Genomic DNA, 18744 nt, shown 5'->3' on the forward strand with positions numbered 1-18744 from the left:
CCCCATGACTCTTCCCCCGCCCGCATCGGCCACCGGCCGGCGCCAGCGCATCCTCTCCGGCATGCAGCCGTCCGCGGGTTCGCTGCACCTCGGCAACTACCTCGGTGCGCTCGTCCACTGGGTACGCCTCCAGGAGACCTACGACGCCGTCTTCTTCATCCCCGACCTCCATGCCATCACCGTCCCCCAGGACCCGCAGGAACTGGCGCAGCGCACCCGGTTGACGGCGGCGCAGTACATCGCCGGGGGCGTCGACCCGGACCGGGCCACGCTCTTCGTGCAGTCCCACGTCCCCGAGCACGCGCAGCTCGCCTGGGTGCTCAACTGCTTCACCGGCTTCGGCGAGGCGTCCCGCATGACCCAGTTCAAGGACAAGGCCTCCAAGCAGGGCACCGACCTCTCCAGCGTCGGCCTCTTCACCTACCCGATCCTCCAGGCCGCCGACATCCTGCTCTACCAGCCGGACGGCGTCCCCGTCGGCGAGGACCAGCGCCAGCACGTGGAGCTCAGCCGCGACCTGGCACAGCGGTTCAACACGCGGTACGGCGAGACGTTCGTGCTCCCGAAGCCGTTCATCCAGAAGGAATCGGCGAAGATCTACGACCTGCAGAACCCGACGGCGAAGATGTCCAAGTCCGGTCCGTCGCCTGCCGGTCTCGTGAACCTGCTCGACGACCCGAAGACCACGGCCAAGCGCATCCGGTCCGCCGTCACCGACGCCGGCACCGAGATCCGGTTCGACCCGGCGGAGAAGCCGGGGATCTCGAACCTGCTGACCATCTACTCGGCCCTGTCCGGCCGCACCCTCGCGGACCTCGAGGCCGAGTACGAGGGGCGCATGTACGGGCACCTCAAGGTGGACCTGGCGGAGGTCGTCGTCGAGGCCCTCACGCCCGTGCGGACGCGCGCCGAGGAGTTGCTGTCCGACCCCGCCGAACTCGACCGTCTGCTGGCGAAGGGCGCCGCGAAGGCGCGCGAACTCGCCGCCCCCACGCTCGCGGACGTCTACGCCAGGGTGGGTTTCCTCCCCGGCGCGGGGGCCCTCTGATCCATGTGCACCTCGACCGGGCAGCCCCACGGAGCGGTGACGGCCCTGACCCGCCCCCGACCCAGCGGTAGCTGCGTGGGTGTCACCATCCCCATCCCCGAACCGCTCGCCGGCGACCTGGAGTCCTGGCGGGCGTCCTTCGGCGATCCCATGGCGGCGGTCGTGCCGCCCCACATCACGCTCATCACCACCACCCCGGCGACCGACTGGGAGGAGACCATCGAGCACGTGCGGGCCGTGGCGCGCCGGCAGCGTCCCTTCACGGTGCGGCTGCGCGGTACCGGATCCTTCCGGCCGGTCTCGCCGGTGGTGTTCCTGAACCTCGTGGAGGGCTTCGACGAGTGCGTGGAGCTGCATGCGAGACTCCAGGCCGGACCGCTGGACCGCGACCTCGAGTTCCCCTTCCACCCGCACGTCACGGTGGCGCACGACGTCTCGGAGGCCGGGCTGGACGCCGCCGCCGACGTGCTCCACGGGTTCGAGGCGTCCTTCGAGGTACGGACCATGGGACTGTACGAACACGTGCCGTCCGGCTTGTGGAAACTCAGGGAGGAGCTGCGCTTTGGCGAGGACGCTGACAGCTCCGAAGCCGCCGCGGGTTGAGCAGCCGTCGCCGGCGAACCTGCCCGACCTGCAGCGCAGGGCCATCGAGGCGCAGGTCAAGGTCGGCCGGCTGACCCGTTCCGGGGTCGGGGGTACCGAGCTCCTCCTGGCGCGGGTCGATCTGTTCCTGTGCCGGTTCTTCACGCTGCGCGTCGTCCGTGTGGTCCTGCTGTACAACGAGCGGCGCGGGCCCCTCATGGCCGCGGGACTGGCCTACCGCCTGTTCTTCGCCATCGCCGCGCTCCTCGTCGTCGCGTTCGCCGCCCTCGGCATCGTCATCGCGGGCGACGTCGACCTGCGCCAACTCGCGGTCGACGCCATCGACCGGGCGGTGCCCGGGCTCATCGGCGAGGAGGGCGGCGAGAACGGCCTGGTGACCGCCGAGCGGCTCTTCGAGGTCACCAGCGGGCTCGGCTGGGCGATCGTCGTCTCGTCGGCGGTGATGGTCGTGACCGCGCTCGGGTGGATCGGTGGCATGAGGCAGGCCATGCGCGGCATCTTCGCTCTGCAGCCCGTCGCGGTCCCGCCTGTGGTCCTCTGGGTCAAGGACCTCGGGACGCTCGCGCTGCTCGGGGTCATCATGGTGGTGACGACCGCACTCGGGGTGATCGCCAACAACACCGTCGGGGCGCTCCTCACCGTCCTGCAGCTGAACGCCGCGAGCCAGATCCTGACGCAGGCGGCAGGCTTCGCGGCGATGATCCTGCTGGACATCCTCGTGGCCGTGGTCCTGTTCCGCACGACCTCGGCCATCGAGATGCCGCGGCGGATCCTGTTCCAGGGCGCGATCATCGCCGGGCTGGGCACCACGCTGCTCCGTACGTTCTCGGCGCAGATCCTGGCCGGCTTCGGCAACAACCCGCTCCTGCTGTCCTTCGCGGTGATCCTCGCGCTGTTCATCTGGTTCTTCCTGCTCAGCCAGGTCTACCTGCTGGCCACCGCCTGGTGCGCCATCGGGACGGCGGACGCCGGCGTCGCCTCCGATCGCGACCTTCAGGCGAAGGCCGGGACCCTGTGGCAGCGCAGCCGCCGGAAGGGCCGCGCGCAGCGGACGACCGGCCCCTGACCTGCCGTCGATGCCCCCTGGGCGCGGAGAAGGGCGGCCCCCGGAATGGCGGGCCGCCCTTCTCGCGCCGGTAGCACCGGCGGCAGTTCGTCGTGCCGGTCAGATCTTGCGGGTCAGGATCGCCTGCTTGACCTCGGAGATGGCCTTCGTGACCTGGATGCCGCGGGGGCAGGCCTCCGAGCAGTTGAAGGTGGTCCGGCAGCGCCAGACACCTTCCTTGTCGTTCAGGATCTCGAGGCGCATGTCCCCGGCGTCGTCCCGCGAGTCGAAGATGAAGCGGTGCGCGTTCACGATCGCCGCCGGGCCGAAGTACTGCCCGTCGGTCCAGAACACGGGGCACGAGGATGTGCACGCCGCGCAGAGGATGCACTTGGTGGTGTCGTCGTAGCGGTCGCGCTCCTCGGCGGACTGCAGGCGCTCCTTCGCGGGCTCGTGGCCCTTGCTGACCAGGAACGGCATGATCTCCCGGTAGGACTGGAAGAACGGCTCCATGTCGACGATCAGGTCCTTCTCCACCGGCAGGCCCTTGATGGGCTCCACGAGGATGGGCTTGGACGTGTCGAGGTCCTTCAGCAGGGTCTTGCAGGCGAGCCGGTTGCGGCCGTTGATCCGCATCGCGTCCGAGCCGCACACGCCGTGCGCGCAGGAGCGCCGGAACGACACCGAGCCGTCGTGCTCCCACTTGACCTTGTGCAGGGCGTCCAGCACGCGGTCCGTGCCGTACATGGTCAGCTGCCATTCGTCCCAGTGCGCCTCGTCCGAGACCTCCGGGTCGTAGCGGCGCACCTTGAGGGTGATGTCGAACGTGGGGATCTCTCCGCCACCGCCGACGCCGGGCGCGAGCTCGACCTTGGAGGCCGGCTCCTTTTCCATCGTTTCGGTGCTCATCAGTACTTTCGCTCCATGGGCTGGTATCGGGTGAAGATCACCGGTTTGGTCTCAAGGCGGACGCCACTGGTTGCCGTGGCGCTCGGGTCCTTGTAGGCCATGGAATGGGTCATGAAGTTCTCGTCGTCACGTTCAGGATAGTCCTCGCGGAAGTGTCCGCCGCGGGATTCCTTCCGATGCAGCGCCGCCGCGGTCATGACCTTCGCCATGTCGAGGAGGAACCCGAGCTCCACGGCTTCGAGCAGGTCCAGGTTGAACCGCTTGCCCTTGTCCTGCACGGTGATGCGCGTGTAGCGCTCCTCCAGCGTATCGATGACGCGGAGCGCCTCGAGCAGGGTCTCCTCGGTACGGAACACCTGGACATTGGCGTCCATGATGTCCTGCAGTTCCTTGCGGATCAGCGCGACGCGCTCCCCGCCCTCGGAGCTGCGTGCCCGGTTGAGGAGTTCCTCGGTCTCGACCGTCGGGTTCTCGGGGATCTCCACGAAATCGGCGGTGAGGGCGTACTCGGCGGCCGCGATGCCGGCACGCTTGCCGAACACGTTGATGTCGAGCAGCGAGTTCGTCCCGAGCCGGTTGGACCCGTGGACGGACACGCAGGCGACCTCGCCGGCCGCGTACAGCCCGGGGACCACCGTGTCGTTGTCCGCCAGTACCTCGGCCTTGATGTTGGTCGGGATACCGCCCATGGCGTAGTGCGCCGTGGGGAAGACCGGGACCGGTTCCGTGTAGGGCTCCACACCGAGGTAGGTGCGGGCGAACTCGGTGATGTCGGGGAGCTTCGCGTCGATGTGCGCGGGCTCCAGGTGGGTGAGGTCCAGGAGGACGTAGTCCTTGTTCGGGCCGGCGCCACGGCCCTCGCGCACCTCGTTGGCCATGGACCGCGCGACGATGTCGCGGGGGGCGAGGTCCTTGATGGTGGGGGCGTAGCGCTCCATGAAGCGCTCTCCCTCCGAGTTGCGGAGGATCGCACCCTCACCGCGGGCCGCCTCGGACAGGAGGATCCCGAGCCCGGCGAGGCCGGTCGGATGGAACTGGAAGAACTCCATGTCCTCGAGGGGGATGCCGCGGCGGAACGCGATGCCCATGCCGTCGCCGGTCAGGGTGTGGGCGTTCGAGGTGGTCTTGTAGACCTTGCCGACGCCGCCGGAGGCGAAGACGATCGACTTCGCCTGGAAGATGTGCAGCTCTCCCGACGCCAGGTCGTAGGAGACGACGCCCGCCACGCGCTTCTCGATGCGGGTCACGCCGTCGACCGTCACCTCCTGGTCGACCATGAGCAGGTCCAGCACGTAGTACTCGTTGTAGAACTCGACGTTGTGCTTGACGCAGTTCTGGTACAGCGTCTGCAGGATCATGTGCCCGGTGCGGTCCGCGGCGTAGCAGGACCTGCGGACGGGTGCCTTGCCGTGGTCGCGGGTGTGGCCGCCGAAGCGGCGCTGGTCGATGCGACCCTCGGGGGTGCGGTTGAAGGGCAGTCCCATCTTCTCGAGGTCGAGGACCGCCTCGATGGCCTCCTTGGCCATGACCTCGGCCGCGTCCTGGTCGACGAGGTAGTCGCCGCCCTTGACGGTGTCGAAGGTGTGCCACTCCCAGTTGTCCTCTTCGACGTTGGCGAGGGCCGCGCACATGCCGCCCTGCGCGGCACCCGTGTGGGAGCGGGTGGGGTAGAGCTTCGTCAGGACGGCCGTGCGGGCTCGCTGCCCCGACTCGATGGCTGCGCGCATCCCTGCGCCACCGGCGCCGACGATGACGACGTCGTACTTGTGGACCTGCATGCTGGTCGCTCTTTCTGTTGGAACCGGGCGGGGCGGGCACGATGGCGGGCCCGCCCTGCGGGGGCTGCCGGGGACCGGCAGGTACTACCGAGCGGATGCTGCGGAGTGGGTGCTACTGCGCCGGCGCTACGGCGTCGGGCAGTAGTCCGCGACGTGGGCCACGCCGTCGATCACGGGGCAGGGATCGAAGGTGAAGATCACCAGGGTGCCGAGGACGACGATCACGACGGTCGACGTGTAGAGGACCCCCTTGAGCCACATCCGCGTGCTGTTCTTGTCCGCGTAGTCGTTGATGATGACGCGGATGCCGTTGGTGCCGTGCAGCATGGCCAGCCACAGCATCGTCAGATCCCAGATCTGCCAGAAGGGGCTGGCCCACTTGCCGGCCACGAAGCCGAAGTCGATGCCGCTGATGCCGTCACCGGCCACGAGGTTCACGTACAGGTGGACGAAGATCAGCACGACGAGGATGGCGCCCGAGATCCGCATGAACAGCCACGCGATCATCTCGAAGTTGCTGCGCGACGGGGTGGTCCGCGAGTACCCGGGTGCGACGCGTCCGGAGCGGGGGCTTTCGATGATTGGGGTAGCCATGGGTACTAACCTCCGAAGACGTGCGTGAGATGGCGGATCGAGAAGGCGATCATGACGAGGGCCCAGAGGCCGACGACGCCCCAGAGCATCTGGCGGTGGTACTTGGGGCCCTGCTTCCAGAAGTCCACGAGGATGAGCCGGATGCCGTTGAAGGCGTGGAACACGATGGCCGCGACGAGACCCAGTTCCCCGAGGCCCATGATCGGGTTCTTGTAGGAGGCGATGACCGCGTCATACGCTTCGGGCGACACGCGGACGAGCGACGTGTCCAGCACGTGCACGAGGAGGAAGAAGAAAATCACGACCCCGGTGATGCGGTGGGCCACCCAGGACCATTGGCCTTCCCGGCCACGGTAGAGGGTGCCTGCTGGTGTCAGTGTCTTCGGCATTGAAATTACCTCCCTGCATCGCATGGGCGTTAGCGCGATATACGCAGGGATTACGCCGGTGCGACAGCACTCTTCAGATAAGAATAATCTAGGCCGGTGACAGTCCCGGTTCAATTTAGGTGTCCCTCACCTGTGACCTTGTTAACACCGGGGCGGAACCTGCGGCGCCACACGGCCGGGCCCGCCGGTGCATGTCGGTTACCGTGGAAGCGATGAATACCGAGAGGGCCGCTGCCCAGACCCCTGACAACGCGCTGGACCGCTTCCACGGCGTCATTCCCGCGGGAGGCACCGGCACGCGCCTGTGGCCCCTCTCCCGGGCCGCCGCGCCGAAGTTCCTGCATGACCTCACCGGTTCCGGAAGCACCCTGATCCGCGCCACCTACGACCGCCTCCGCCCCCTGTGCGACGGCCGCATCATGGTGGTCACCGGGATCGTGCACCGGGGGGCCGTCCTCGCGCAGCTGCCCGAGATCGAGGACATGAACCTCGTCCTCGAGTCGGAGCCGAAGGATTCCGGCGCCGCGATCGGGCTGGCCGCCGCGATCCTCCACCAGCGGGACCCGGGCATCATCATGGGATCGTTCGCCGCGGACCAGGTCATCGCGCCGGTGGAGGTCTTCCAGGACGCCGTCCGCGAGGCCATCCACACGGCGGCCCGGGGGTACATCGTCACGATCGGCATCAAGCCGACCCACGCCTCCACCGGGTTCGGCTACATCCGTGCCGGGGAGCCGCTCGCGGCCGCGGGTGCGCCGAGCGCCCGCGCCGTCATCGAGTTCGTCGAGAAGCCTTCGCAGGAGGTCGCCGACGGGTACATCGAGAGCGGCAACTACTCGTGGAACGCGGGCATGTTCGTGGCGCCGGTGGATTTGATGCTCAAGCACCTGTCCGCCAACGAGCCCACCCTCTATGCCGGCCTGATGGAGATCGCCGAGGCGTGGGACACGCCGCAGCGCGTCGAGGTGGCCCGCCGCGTCTGGCCGACCCTCCCGAAGATCGCCATCGACTACGCCGTCGCCGAGCCCGCCGCCGCCGCGGGCGACGTCGCCATGATCCCCGGCGAGTTCAACTGGGACGACGTCGGCGACTTCGCCGCGATCGGCCGGCTGAATCCCGCGGACGAGAACAGCGAGCTCACCGTGATGGGGGAGGGCGCGCGCGTCTTCTCCGAGAACGCCTCCGGCATCGTGGTGTCCGACACCAAGCGCGTGATCGCGCTGATCGGGATCGACGACGTCGTCATCGTGGACACCCCCGACGCGCTGCTCGTCACCACGAAGGAGCACGCCCAGGAGGTCAAGAAGGCCGTCGAGCGGCTGCGCGCCAGCGGCGACACCGACGTCCTGTAGGGCGGGGGCCCTGCAGGAGGGCGATCTGTCGAACTCCGACGCGACCCGGAACCCGGGTGGGGCCGCCCGCCCGCCGGTCGGTAGGCTGAGGGAGTGGAAACGTTCATCACGCAGAGTCCGCCGACCTCCCGGGTAGGAGCCTCCCTCGGGCAGCTCCTCGACGAGCTCGTCCAGGTCCGCCGCGATCTGCACCGCCACCCGGAACTGTCCTACAAGGAGCACCGCACCACGGACGTCCTCGTCGCCCGGCTCGAGCAGGCGGGGCTCGAACCCCAGCGCCTCGAGGGCACCGGCGCGTTCGTCGACGTCGGCCGGGGGCCGATCCGCCTGGCGCTGCGCGCGGACATCGACGCCCTGCCGATCATCGAGGAGACGGGCCTCGACTTCGAGTCCGCGTCCACGGGGGTCACGCACGCCTGCGGGCACGACATCCACACCACCGTCATGCTCGGCGTCGCCCTCGTCCTCGCCGACCTCGACGCGGAGGCCGCGCTGCCCGGCACCGTGAGGATCATCTTCCAGCCCGCGGAGGAGCTGATGCCCGGCGGCGCGCTGGACGTGATCGCCCAGGGGGTCCTCATCGGCGTCCCGCGCATCCTGGCGCTGCACTGCGACCCGAGGATCGACGTCGGCCTGGTGGGCACGCGGATCGGGGCCATCACGTCCGCGTCCGACACCATCCGGGTGGAGCTCAGCGGCAGGGGCGGCCACACGTCCCGCCCCCACCTGACCGAGGACCTCGTCTTCGCGCTCGCCTCCATCGCCGTGAACGTGCCCGCCGTCCTGTCGCGGCGGATCGACGTCCGCAGCGCGGTGTCCGTGGTCTGGGGGCAGATCCACGCGGGCTCCGCACCCAACGCCATCCCGGCCCACGGCTTCATGTCCGGCACCCTCCGCTGCCTCGAGGGCGAGGCCTGGCACTCGGCGGGCGAGATGCTCGACCGGGCCGTGCGCGAGGTGGCGGCCCCGTTCGGCGTGGACGTGAAGCTCGAGCACATCCGCGGGGTGCCGCCGGTGGTGAACCAGGAGCTCGAGACCGGGATCCTGGAGGCCGCGGCACGCGCCGAACTCGGCTCCCACGCCGTCGTCCTGACGCCGCAGTCGATGGGCGGCGAGGACTTCGCGTGGATGACGCAGGAGGTCCCCGGCGCCATGATGCGGCTCGGGACGAGGACACCGGGCGGCGAGACGTTCGACCTGCACCGGGGCGACTACGCACCCGACGAGCGGGCCATCGGCTGCGGCATCCGCGTGATGGCCGCGGCCGCGCTCCAGGTCGTGTTCGGCGAGGACGTCTGAGGTCCCGGCCCCCTTCCTTCGGGGGCCGGGCGCGCCGTGCATAACGAAACCCGAACGATCCCCGGCGCCGGCCCGCCCGTGTAGTGCTCTCCGTCACTTGGCCCTTAGGATGTTCGCATACGTGCTGCACCGACGGTGTCGCGGCGCCACGGTCTTCCAGTGATAACAGAGCCCCGGATCGCATGAGACCCGGGATGGTCACTCACTGGTACTCGTCCCGTGGCGCATTTCTCTCCTGGAGGCATTTTGAAGAACTCACTGCGCAAGTTTTCGCGCGGAACCGGCCTGTCCGCCGCCGTTCTCGGCGTATCGGCCCTCGTCCTCTCCGGCTGCGGTACGCCGCCGGCCGAGGAGTCGTCCGGCGGCGGCGCCAGCGCCGAGGCGAACACCGACTACCTCGGCTGCATCGTCTCCGACTCCGGCGGATTCGACGACCGCTCCTTCAACCAGTCCAGCTACGAGGGACTGAAGAAGGCGGAGACCGACCTGGGCATCAAGATCAACCAGGCCGAGTCGCAGGCCGAGACCGACTTCGGCCCGAACGTCGACCAGATGGTCCAGGCCGGCTGCAACCTCACGGTCACCGTGGGCTTCCTGCTCGCCGACACCACGAAGGCCGCGGCGGAGGCCAACGTCGACTCGAACTTCGCGATCGTCGACGACAACTCGATCGACCTGCCGAACGTCAAGCCGATCATCTACGACACGGCGCAGGCGGCCTTCCTGGCCGGGTACGCGGCGGCCGCGACGAGCGAGTCCGGCAAGGTGGCCACCTACGGCGGCATCAACATCCCCACGGTGACCATCTTCATGGACGGCTTCGCCGAGGGCGTCGACTACTTCAACGAGGAGACGGGCGGCGACGTGCAGCTCCTCGGCTGGGACAAGGAGAGCCAGAACGGCACCTTCGTCGGCAACTTCGAGGACGCGGCCGCCGGCAAGACCAACACCCAGAACTTCATCAACGAGGGCGCCGACATCATCATGCCGGTCGCGGGTCCGGTCGGCTCGGGCACGCTCGACGCCGTCATCGAGGCGAACGGTGCGGGCAAGGACGTCAAGGCGATCTGGGTCGACTCCGACGGCTACGAGACCGCGGGCAAGGGCGAGGAGTTCATCCTCACCTCGGTCATGAAGCTCATGGGCGACGCCGTCGAGGACGTCATCAGCACCGACGTCGAGGGCAACTTCGACAACACCCCGTACGTGGGCACGCTGGAGAACGGCGGAGTGGCGCTCGCGCCGTTCCACGACCAGGAGGCCAACGTCCCCGCCGATCTGCAGACCAAGCTCGACGAGCTGAAGGAACAGATCATCTCGGGCGACATCACGGTCGACTCGGCCGCCAGCCCCCAGTAGCACCAGCACCGCATCCACGCCGCCTTCCTCCCTGCGGATCCCCGCAGGGAGGAAGGCGGTCTGCGTTGGTCCCGCGTGCCGCGGAGCCGCACCCGGTATCCTTTCCGATGGCTTCCGCACGCCCCCGCCATGAAGACACCACAACAGAACAGGCTGGTTGAGTTGTGAAACTCGAACTGATCGGCATCACGAAGCGCTTCGGATCGCTCGTGGCCAACGACTCCATCGACCTCGTCGTGGAACCCGGACAGGTGCACAGCCTGCTCGGCGAGAACGGGGCCGGCAAGTCCACCCTCATGAATGTGCTCTACGGTCTCTACGACCCCACCGAGGGGGAGATCCGCGTCGACGACAGGCCCGTCACCTTCAAGGGCCCCGGTGACGCCATGGCCGCCGGCATCGGCATGGTGCACCAGCACTTCATGCTCGTGCCGGTCTTCACCGTCGCGGAGAACGTCGCGCTCGGCAACGAGGCCACGAAGGCCGGCGGCATGCTCAACCTGCAGGAGACACGCACGCGCATCCGGCAGATCTCCGACCAGTACGGGTTCGACGTCGATCCCGATGCCGTGGTCGAGGACCTCCCGGTCGGCGTGCAGCAGCGCGTCGAGATCATCAAGGCCCTCGTCCGCGACGCCGAGGTGCTGATCCTCGACGAACCGACCGCCGTCCTGACGCCCAAGGAGACCGACGAGCTGCTCGGCATCATGGCGCAGCTGAAGGCGGACGGGAAGTCGATCGTCTTCATCTCGCACAAGCTGCGCGAGGTCAAGGCCGTGTCCGACGTCATCACCGTGGTCCGCCGCGGCAAGGTGGTCGGGACGGCCGACCCGAGCGCCCCCACCACGGAGCTCGCGTCCCTCATGGTCGGGCGGTCCGTCAGCCTGACGCTCGACAAGGAGCCCGCCACCCCGGGCGAGGTGACCTTCCGGGTCCGCGACCTCACGGTCCAGGCCGCCAACGGCCAGCGCGTCGTCGACGGCCTCAGCTTCGATGTCGCGGAGGGTGAGATCCTCGCGGTCGCCGGCGTGCAGGGCAACGGCCAGACCGAGCTCACCGAGGCGATCATGGGCCTGCAGGACCACGTCACGGGATCCATCACGCTCGGCGGGAACGAACTCGTCGGCCGCAGCGTCAAGGACATCATCCGCGCCGGCGTCGGGTTCGTCCCCGAGGACCGCAGCGTCGAGGGGCTCGTGGGCACGTTCTCCGTGGCCGAGAACCTCATCCTCAACCGGTACGACGACGCCCCCTTCGCGAAGGGCCTGTCCATGTCGCCGTCGGCCATCGAGCAGAACGCGAACGAGAAGATCGCCGAGTACGACGTCCGCACGCAGTCGGCGTCGGCCGCCGCGGGCACCCTGTCCGGCGGCAACCAGCAGAAGGTCGTCATGGCCCGCGAGTTCTCGCGGCCACTCAAACTGTTCATCGCCTCGCAGCCCACCCGCGGCGTCGACGTCGGATCCATCGAGTTCCTGCACCGCCGCATCGTCGCGGAGCGCGACGGCGGCACGCCGGTCATCATCGTCTCCACGGAGCTCGACGAGGTCCTGGAGCTCGCGGACCGCATCGCGGTGCTGTACCGGGGCCGCCTCATGGGCATCGTCCCCGGCGCGGTCTCGCGCGACGTCCTCGGCCTCATGATGGCCGGCATGCCCGCCGACGAGGCGCTGGCCCAGGCACACCACGTTCAAGGAGGAAACCTGTGACCCCGCAGGACGACAGGCTGGTAGCCCCGGCGACCGGCGACGGCGCACCGTACACACGCCGGGAAGCGAAGGACGCCGCCCGCCAGGAGGAGGTGCGCCTCGAGAACGCCGCCGAGACCGCCGGAGGGGAGCTGCCGCCGCCGGTCGTGCCCGGGACCGCCGCGGCCCTCGGTACCGGCCCCGCCCCGGACTCGACCCTCCTGCAGCGCATCATGACGGGGAACGCGCTCGTCGCGTTCCTGTCCGTGGTGCTCTCCCTGATCCTCGGCGGCCTGCTCATCGCCGTGACGGACCAGAACGTGGCACGCGCGTCCACGTACTTCTTCAGCCGCCCCCAGGACACCCTGGCCGCGGCGTGGACCGCGGCGTCCGGCGCCTACCTGGCGCTGTTCCAGGGCTCGGTGCTCAACCTCGAGGGGGAGACCTTCACCCGGGTCGTCTACCCGCTGACCCAGACCCTGACCGTCGCGACGCCGCTGATCTGCGCGGGTCTCGGCGTGGCCCTGGCCTTCCGGGCCGGACTCTTCAACATCGGCGCGCAGGGGCAGATCCTGATCGGCGCCACGTTCGCCGGCTGGATCGGCTTCACCCTGCACCTGCCGGCCGGCATCCACCTGCTGCTCGTGATCCTCGCGGGCATGGTCGGCGGCGCCGTCTGGGCCGGGCTCGTGGGACTCCTCAAGGCCCGCACCGGCGCCCATGAGGTCATCCTCACCATCATGTTCAACTACATCGCGACGAACCTGGTGCTCTACTTCCTCAGCACCCCCGCGTTCCAGCGGCCGGGATCCACGAACCCCATCAGTCCCCAGCTCGACGCGACGGCGCTGTACCCGCCGCTGCTGGGCCCGGCCTTCCGCCTGCACTGGGGCTTCGTCGTCGCCGTGCTGGCCACCGTCTTCGTGTGGTGGCTCCTGAACCGCTCGACCGTCGGCTTCGAGCTGCGGGCCGTCGGCGCCAACGCGAGCGCCGCCCGCACCGCAGGCGTCAACGTCAGCAAGGGCTACATCCTCGCCATGGCCATCGCCGGAGCCCTCGCCGGGCTCGCCGGCGTGGCGCAGGTGTCGGGCACGGAGAAGGTCCTGACCTCGGGTGTCGCCGCGAGCTTCGGCTTCGACGCGATCACCGTCGCGCTTCTCGGCCGCTCGTCGCCGTGGGGCACCTTCGCCGCGGGCATCCTCTTCGGTGCGTTCCGCGCCGGGGGAGTCGCGATGCAGGCCTCCACCGGGACGAGCATCGACATCGTCCTCGTGGTGCAGTCGCTCATCGTCCTCTTCATCGCAGCGCCGCCCCTCGTGCGCGCGCTGTTCCGCCTCCCCGCACCCGGCGCCCCGCGCGCCGGCAAGGGCGGCTCCACGACCCGCACGCCAGCCTCGACCGGAGCAGCAGCATGAGCACAGCAACCACAGCTCGCGACCAGAGCAGCAATCCCGCCCGCGGCACCGGTGACGCCGGCGTGCGCAGCTGGAAGAACCCGATCATCCTCTCCGTCGTCGCGCTGTTCGCCCTCCTGGTTTTCGCCCTCGGCGCGCCGGGCAACGACGTCACGTTCCGGCTGTCGGAGGAGAACGACCCGATCGTCCTGCCCTCGATCGTCGTGTCCGCGCCCGTGATCGGGTGGATCGCGGCCCTCGCGATGCTCGCCCTCGCGGTCCTCGCGATCCTCCGCACGCGGTCAGGACGGAAGATCCCCACCTGGGTGCTGGCCGTCTTCGCCGTGCTGTTCCTCGTCGCCTTCCTGACCTGGGTCGTGGGCAGCGCCCGCACGCCGAACGTCGCCCTGTACGGGCTCCTGGCGGGGTCGGTGACCCTCGCGGTGCCGCTGATCTTCGGCTCGCTCTCCGGCGTCCTCTGCGAGCGGTCCGGCGTCGTCAACATCGCCATCGAGGGCCAGCTGCTGTTCGGTGCCTTCGCGGCCGCCGTCGCCGCGTCGCTCTCCGGCAGCGCGTTCGTCGGCCTCCTCGCCGCGGCCGTCGCCGGCGTCCTCGTGTCGCTGGTCCTGGCCGTCTTCAGCATCCGGTACGTCGTGAACCAGGTGATCGTCGGCGTCGTGCTGAACGTGCTCGTCTCCGGGCTCACCGGGTTCCTGTTCTCCGCCGTCCTCAGCGAGGACTCGGAGCGGTGGAACTCGCCCCCGCGCCTGCCCGTGATCGACATCCCGCTGCTCGCGGACATCCCCGTGATCGGCCCGATCCTCTTCCAGCAGACCATCGTCGGCTACCTCATGTACATCGCGGTCGCCGTCGTCTACGTGGCGCTGTATCACTCGCGCTGGGGCCTGCGCACCCGCGCGGTCGGTGAACACCCCAAAGCCGCCGACACCCTCGGGGTCAACGTCAACCGGATGCGTTTCCTGAACGTGCTGCTCGCCGGTGTCGTGGCGGGTGTCGGAGGATCCTTCTTCACGCTCGTCGCCGTCTCCGGCTTCGGCCGCGACATGACGGCGGGCCAGGGCTACATCGCCCTCGCCGCGCTCATCTTCGGCCGCTGGAACCCGATCGGCGCGTTCTTCGCCGCCCTGCTCTTCGGCTTCGCGACCAACCTGTCCAACGTCCTGAGCCTGCTCGGCACCCCGGTGCCGGACCAGTTCCTGCGCATGCTGCCCTACGTGGTGACGGTCTTCGCCGTCGCCGGCCTCGTGGGCCGCTCGAGGGCGCCGGGAGCCAGCGGCATCCCCTACATCAAGGGCTAGGAGAACCCGACATGACCGACACGGAGATCCCCTGGGAGCGCCTCACCGCCACGGCCACCGAGGCCATGCGGCACGCCTACGTCCCGTACTCGAAGTTCCCCGTGGGCGCGGCGGCACTGCTCGACGACGGCCGGATCATCTCCGGCTGCAACGTGGAGAACGCCTCCTACGGGCTGACGTTGTGCGCCGAGTGCGCCCTCGTCAGCGCGCTCGCCATGAGCGGCGGCGGCCGTATCCGGGCCTTCAGCTGCGTGGACGGCGACGGCAACACGCTCATGCCGTGCGGGCGCTGCCGCCAGCTGCTGTACGAGTTCCGGGCACCCGACATGGTGCTCCTGACCGTCAGCGGCATCCGCACCATGGACGAGGTCCTGCCGGACGCCTTCGGGCCGCAGCACCTCGCCTGACCCCGGGCGCGGCCGGCCAGGCCGCGCCCCTGCCGCTCCCAAGCCCCCGCCGGGAGCGCGACCATCATCCGAACAACCCCGAGGATCCCCCATGACCGAAGCCTTCGACGCCGTCGACATCATCCGGACCAAGCGCGACCGCGGCACGCTCACCCCCGAGCAGATCGACTGGACCATCGACGCCTACACGCGCGGCGTCATCGCCGACGAGCAGATGGCCGCCCTCAACATGGCGATCCTGCTCAACGGCATGGACCGCGCGGAGATCTCCCGGTGGACCGCCGCCATGATCGCCTCGGGCGAGCGCATGGACTTCTCCTCGCTCGGCCGCCCCACGAGCGACAAGCACTCGACCGGCGGCGTGGGGGACAAGATCACCCTGCCGCTGGCGCCGCTCGTCGCCGTCTTCGGTGTCGCCGTGCCCCAGCTCTCCGGCCGCGGCCTCGGCCACACCGGCGGCACCCTCGACAAGCTCGAGTCCATCCCCGGGTGGCGGGCGCACCTCAGCAACGAGGACATGCTGCGCCAGCTCGCCGACGTCGGCGCCGTCATCTGCGCGGCCGGCACGGGCCTCGCGCCCGCGGACAAGAAGCTCTACGCCCTCCGCGACGTCACCGGCACCGTCGAGGCCATCCCGCTCATCGCGTCCTCGATCATGAGCAAGAAGATCGCCGAGGGCACCGGCTCCCTGGTCCTGGACGTCAAGGTGGGCAGCGGCGCCTTCATGAAGGACGTCGCCCAGGCCCGTGAGCTCGCCGAGACCATGGTGGCCCTCGGCAAGGACGCCGGGGTGAACACCGTGGCGCTCCTGACCGACATGAGCACCCCGCTCGGCCTGACCGCCGGCAATGCCATCGAGGTGGAGGAGTCGGTCGAGGTCCTCGCCGGCGGCGGCCCGTCCGACGTCGTCGAGCTCACGGTGCGTCTGGCCGAGGAGATGCTCGCCTGCGCGGGCGTGCACGATGCCGACCCGGGGGCCGCGCTGAAGGACGGACGCGCGATGGACGTCTGGAACAGGATGATCGAGGCGCAGGGCGGCGACCCCCGGGCGGACCTGCCGGTCGCCAAGGAGTCCGAGGTCATTCTCGCCCCCGCTGACGGCGTCCTCGTGGGCCTCGACGCGCTCTCGGTGGGTGTGGCCGCCTGGCGCCTCGGTGCGGGCCGTGCCCGCAAGGAGGACCGGGTGCAGGCCGGAGCCGGCGTGCGCCTGCACGCCAAGCCGGGCGCGCTGGTGCGGGCGGGCGAGCCGCTCCTGACGCTCCTGACCGACACCCCCGACAAGTTCGACCGCGCCCGGGAGGCCCTCGCCGACGCCGTCGTGATCGCGCCCGAGGGGTCCCGCCCCGCGCAGCAGCTCATCATCGACCGCATCGCCTAGGCGGGCTCCGCCCGGAACCCGGGGTTCCCCCCTAGGGGATCGGCGGCCGGCCTCATCCTTCGGGGTGAGACCGGCCGCCGCCCCTGTCGCCCGGAAGGCCGACGACCTACGATGGTTCGCGCCGGTAGCGTCGTAGACAGACGCACGGCAGCGCATCGCGGTCCGACCGGACCAGCGGCATCCGGCGTCAGATCCCGTGCTGACAGCCACCACGCACCCGGTGGGCCGTCGCGCGGGCGCGACGGAGGAGCCCGGCATGGACGCGATCACCAGTGCACTGAACGGCATCAGCGATGTCGTGCTCGCTGCCGCCGAGCAGCCCTGGGTGTACCTGCTGGTCCTCGTCTGCTGCATCGTGGACGGCTTCTTCCCGCCGTTCCCCAGCGAGTCCGTCGTCGTCGGGCTCGCGTCCCTCATCCTCACGCAGGGCGTGCCCAACCCGTGGCTGCTCGTCCTCGTCGCGGCGCTCGGCGCGTTCCTGGGCGACAACATCGCCTACCTCCTCGGCCGGGGCATCGGCACCACGCGGTTCCGCTGGATGCGCCGTCCCCGGATGCAGCGCTCCTTCGCCTGGGCGGGCACCGAACTCGCCAAGCGCGCCGCCTCGCTGATCCTCGTGGCGCGCTTCATCCCGATCGGCCGCGTCGCCGTGAACCTCACCGCCGGCGCCACGGGCTACTCGCAGCGGCGCTTCGTCGCCCTCACCGCGCTCTCCGGGGTCGTCTGGGCGGCGTACTCGGTGGGTATCGGTGCCCTCGCCGGGACCTGGTTCCAGCACAACCACCTGCTCGGCGTCGCGGTGGCCGTCACCCTCGCCGTCCTCCTCGGTCTCCTCGTGGACCGTGGGATCGCCCTCGTCCGGGGCTCCACCCCGCTCCGGGCGACCCCCGACGCCTCCCTCGACGCCTCCCTCGACCGCTCCCTCGCGGAGTCCCGGGGCGAGCCGGAACCGGCCCGCGAGACGAGCCCGCCGTGAGGCCGATCGCGTAGGCTGGCACCGTGACCCAGACCCAGAACGACGCCGTCCCCGACGCCGCCATCGACATCCTGACCCTCCCGAAGATCTCCCTCCACGACCACCTGGACGGCGGGCTCCGGCCGGCCACCATCCTCGAACTCGCCGCCGGGATCGGGCACGAGCTGCCGGCGTCCGACGCCGCGTCCCTCGGCGCATGGTTCCGGGAATCGGCGGACTCGGGCTCGCTCGAGCGGTACCTGGAGACCTTCGACCACACCATCGCCGTCATGCAGACCCGCGAGGGCCTCATCCGGGTGGCCCGTGAATTCGTCGAGGACCTCGCGCTCGACGGCGTCGTGTACGCGGAGGTGCGCTGGGCCCCCGAGCAGCACACGCAGCAGGGCCTCACCCTCGACGAGGCCGTCGAGGCCGTCCAGGAGGGCCTCGAGGCGGGCGCCGCCGCGGCCATCGCCACGGGCCGCGTCATCCAGGTCGGCCAGCTCGTCACCGCCATGCGCCACGCCGATCGCGGCCAGGAGATCGCCGAGCTCGCCGTCCGCCACCGCGACAGGGGCGCCGTCGGCTTCGACATCGCCGGCGCCGAGGACGGCTTCCTGCCCTCGCGCTTCGCCGACGCCTTCACCTACCTCGCCGGTGAGCAGTTCCCGGTGACCGTCCACGCGGGCGAGGCGGCAGGCCTCGAGAGCATCCAGGATGCCCTCGTCGCAGGGCGCGCGCTGCGCCTCGGCCACGGCGTCCGCATCGCCGAGGACATCGAGATCGAGGAATCCGAGGACGAGGAGGCCGCCGACGGTGAGGAGGTCGGCATCGCGAACCTCGGGCGCATCGCGTCCTGGGTCCGGGACCGCGGCATCCCGCTCGAGCTGTGCCCGTCCTCGAACCTGCAGACCGGCGCCATCGGGGCCTTCGGCGACACCATCGACGCGCACCCCTTCGACCTGCTCTACCAGCTCGGGTTCAAGGTCACCGTGAACACCGACAACCGCCTCATGAGCGGCGTGACCCTGACGGGCGAGTTCGAGCTGCTCGTCGAGACGTTCGGGTACGACCTCGGCGACCTGCTCGAGTTCACGCTCAACGCCGTCGACGCCGCGTTCCTGCCCCTCGAGGACCGTGAGGCGCTGGCCCAGTACGTCGCGGAGAGCTTCGACGCGGCCGCCCGGCAGGCGTCGGCCTGACCGACCGCAGGACGGGCGCCGGCGC

General features: G+C 69.9%; 17 protein-coding genes. 13 read left to right on the top strand and 4 right to left on the bottom strand.

The features are described from left to right. Nucleotides 1–4: 4 nt before the first annotated feature. From trpS to ACX80K_RS15905, 3 genes are all read left to right on the top strand, one after another. Complete coding sequence (gene trpS / locus ACX80K_RS15895) at nt 5–1048, top strand: tryptophan--tRNA ligase (protein ID WP_459272868.1); 1044 nt, start codon at nt 5–7, stop codon at nt 1046–1048. Between the two features lie 75 nt (nt 1049–1123). Continuing rightward, complete coding sequence (locus tag ACX80K_RS15900) at nt 1124–1651, top strand: 2'-5' RNA ligase family protein (RefSeq protein WP_459272869.1); 528 nt, start codon at nt 1124–1126, stop codon at nt 1649–1651. Further along, complete coding sequence (locus tag ACX80K_RS15905) at nt 1611–2717, top strand: YihY/virulence factor BrkB family protein (protein WP_459272870.1); 1107 nt, start codon at nt 1611–1613, stop codon at nt 2715–2717. Before ACX80K_RS15900 ends, ACX80K_RS15905 begins: the two co-directional genes overlap by 41 nt. A 99-nt stretch (nt 2718–2816) precedes the next feature. Here the strand turns inward: ACX80K_RS15905 and ACX80K_RS15910 are convergent, their stop codons facing one another. From ACX80K_RS15910 to sdhC, 4 genes are all read right to left on the bottom strand, one after another. After that, on the bottom strand, nt 2817–3605 hold the full coding sequence (locus ACX80K_RS15910; RefSeq protein WP_459272871.1) for a succinate dehydrogenase iron-sulfur subunit: 789 nt from the start codon (nt 3603–3605) through the stop codon (nt 2817–2819). Further along, complete coding sequence (gene sdhA / locus ACX80K_RS15915; protein ID WP_104180160.1) at nt 3605–5383, bottom strand: succinate dehydrogenase flavoprotein subunit; 1779 nt, start codon at nt 5381–5383, stop codon at nt 3605–3607. Before sdhA ends, ACX80K_RS15910 begins: the two co-directional genes overlap by 1 nt. Before the next feature lie 126 nt (nt 5384–5509). Continuing rightward, nucleotides 5510–5977: a succinate dehydrogenase hydrophobic membrane anchor subunit gene (locus ACX80K_RS15920; RefSeq protein WP_459272872.1), complete on the bottom strand. Its 468-nt coding sequence runs from the start codon at nt 5975–5977 to the stop codon at nt 5510–5512. Nucleotides 5978–5982: 5 nt separating this feature from the next. Continuing rightward, nucleotides 5983–6366, bottom strand: coding sequence for a succinate dehydrogenase, cytochrome b556 subunit (sdhC, locus tag ACX80K_RS15925; protein ID WP_104180158.1), 384 nt, complete (start codon nt 6364–6366; stop codon nt 5983–5985). 212 nt (nt 6367–6578) lie between these two features. On the opposite strand from sdhC, the gene ACX80K_RS15930 reads away from it, so the two are divergent. The 10 genes from ACX80K_RS15930 (at nt 6579) to ACX80K_RS15975 (ending at nt 18719) form a co-directional block, all read left to right on the top strand. Next, entirely contained in the window at nt 6579–7718 is a 1140-nt protein-coding gene (locus ACX80K_RS15930; RefSeq protein ID WP_459272873.1) for a mannose-1-phosphate guanylyltransferase, read from the top strand. A gap of 93 nt (nt 7719–7811) precedes the next feature. After that, complete coding sequence (locus ACX80K_RS15935) at nt 7812–9017, top strand: amidohydrolase (RefSeq protein WP_459272874.1); 1206 nt, start codon at nt 7812–7814, stop codon at nt 9015–9017. A gap of 246 nt (nt 9018–9263) precedes the next feature. Beyond that, the gene (locus tag ACX80K_RS15940; protein WP_459272875.1) at nt 9264–10376 is read left to right on the top strand and encodes a BMP family lipoprotein; all 1113 of its coding nucleotides are present in this window, start codon (nt 9264–9266) and stop codon (nt 10374–10376) included. A gap of 164 nt (nt 10377–10540) precedes the next feature. Continuing rightward, on the top strand, nt 10541–12085 hold the full coding sequence (locus ACX80K_RS15945; RefSeq protein ID WP_459272876.1) for an ABC transporter ATP-binding protein: 1545 nt from the start codon (nt 10541–10543) through the stop codon (nt 12083–12085). Further along, on the top strand, nt 12082–13479 hold the full coding sequence (locus ACX80K_RS15950; RefSeq protein WP_459272877.1) for an ABC transporter permease: 1398 nt from the start codon (nt 12082–12084) through the stop codon (nt 13477–13479). The genes ACX80K_RS15945 and ACX80K_RS15950 overlap by 4 nt, the downstream gene beginning before the upstream one ends. Continuing rightward, complete coding sequence (locus ACX80K_RS15955; RefSeq protein ID WP_459272878.1) at nt 13476–14777, top strand: ABC transporter permease; 1302 nt, start codon at nt 13476–13478, stop codon at nt 14775–14777. Before ACX80K_RS15950 ends, ACX80K_RS15955 begins: the two co-directional genes overlap by 4 nt. Before the next feature lie 11 nt (nt 14778–14788). Beyond that, nucleotides 14789–15184: a cytidine deaminase gene (locus ACX80K_RS15960; RefSeq protein ID WP_459272879.1), complete on the top strand. Its 396-nt coding sequence runs from the start codon at nt 14789–14791 to the stop codon at nt 15182–15184. Nucleotides 15185–15275: 91 nt separating this feature from the next. Further along, on the top strand, nt 15276–16562 hold the full coding sequence (locus ACX80K_RS15965) for a thymidine phosphorylase (protein ID WP_459272880.1): 1287 nt from the start codon (nt 15276–15278) through the stop codon (nt 16560–16562). 277 nt (nt 16563–16839) lie between these two features. Further along, the gene (locus ACX80K_RS15970) at nt 16840–17538 is read left to right on the top strand and encodes a DedA family protein (RefSeq protein ID WP_459272908.1); all 699 of its coding nucleotides are present in this window, start codon (nt 16840–16842) and stop codon (nt 17536–17538) included. Between the two features lie 23 nt (nt 17539–17561). Further along, nucleotides 17562–18719, top strand: coding sequence for an adenosine deaminase (locus ACX80K_RS15975; RefSeq protein WP_459272881.1), 1158 nt, complete (start codon nt 17562–17564; stop codon nt 18717–18719). The last annotated feature ends 25 nt before the right edge of the window (nt 18720–18744 follow it).

The organism is Arthrobacter sorbitolis (genome assembly GCF_054510995.1).

What these genes read in the sequence shown, in the direction of transcription:
- trpS (WP_459272868.1), top strand. Translation starts at nt 5, where the DNA reads ATGACTCTTCCCCCGCCCGCATCGGCCACCGGCCGGCGCCAGCGCATC.
- ACX80K_RS15920 (WP_459272872.1), bottom strand. Translation starts at nt 5,977, where the DNA reads ATGGCTACCCCAATCATCGAAAGCCCCCGCTCCGGACGCGTCGCACCC.
- ACX80K_RS15965 (WP_459272880.1), top strand. Translation starts at nt 15,276, where the DNA reads ATGACCGAAGCCTTCGACGCCGTCGACATCATCCGGACCAAGCGCGAC.
- ACX80K_RS15960 (WP_459272879.1), top strand. Translation starts at nt 14,789, where the DNA reads ATGACCGACACGGAGATCCCCTGGGAGCGCCTCACCGCCACGGCCACC.
- sdhC (WP_104180158.1), bottom strand. Translation starts at nt 6,366, where the DNA reads ATGCCGAAGACACTGACACCAGCAGGCACCCTCTACCGTGGCCGGGAA.
- ACX80K_RS15955 (WP_459272878.1), top strand. Translation starts at nt 13,476, where the DNA reads ATGAGCACAGCAACCACAGCTCGCGACCAGAGCAGCAATCCCGCCCGC.
- ACX80K_RS15930 (WP_459272873.1), top strand. Translation starts at nt 6,579, where the DNA reads ATGAATACCGAGAGGGCCGCTGCCCAGACCCCTGACAACGCGCTGGAC.
- ACX80K_RS15910 (WP_459272871.1), bottom strand. Translation starts at nt 3,605, where the DNA reads ATGAGCACCGAAACGATGGAAAAGGAGCCGGCCTCCAAGGTCGAGCTC.
- sdhA (WP_104180160.1), bottom strand. Translation starts at nt 5,383, where the DNA reads ATGCAGGTCCACAAGTACGACGTCGTCATCGTCGGCGCCGGTGGCGCA.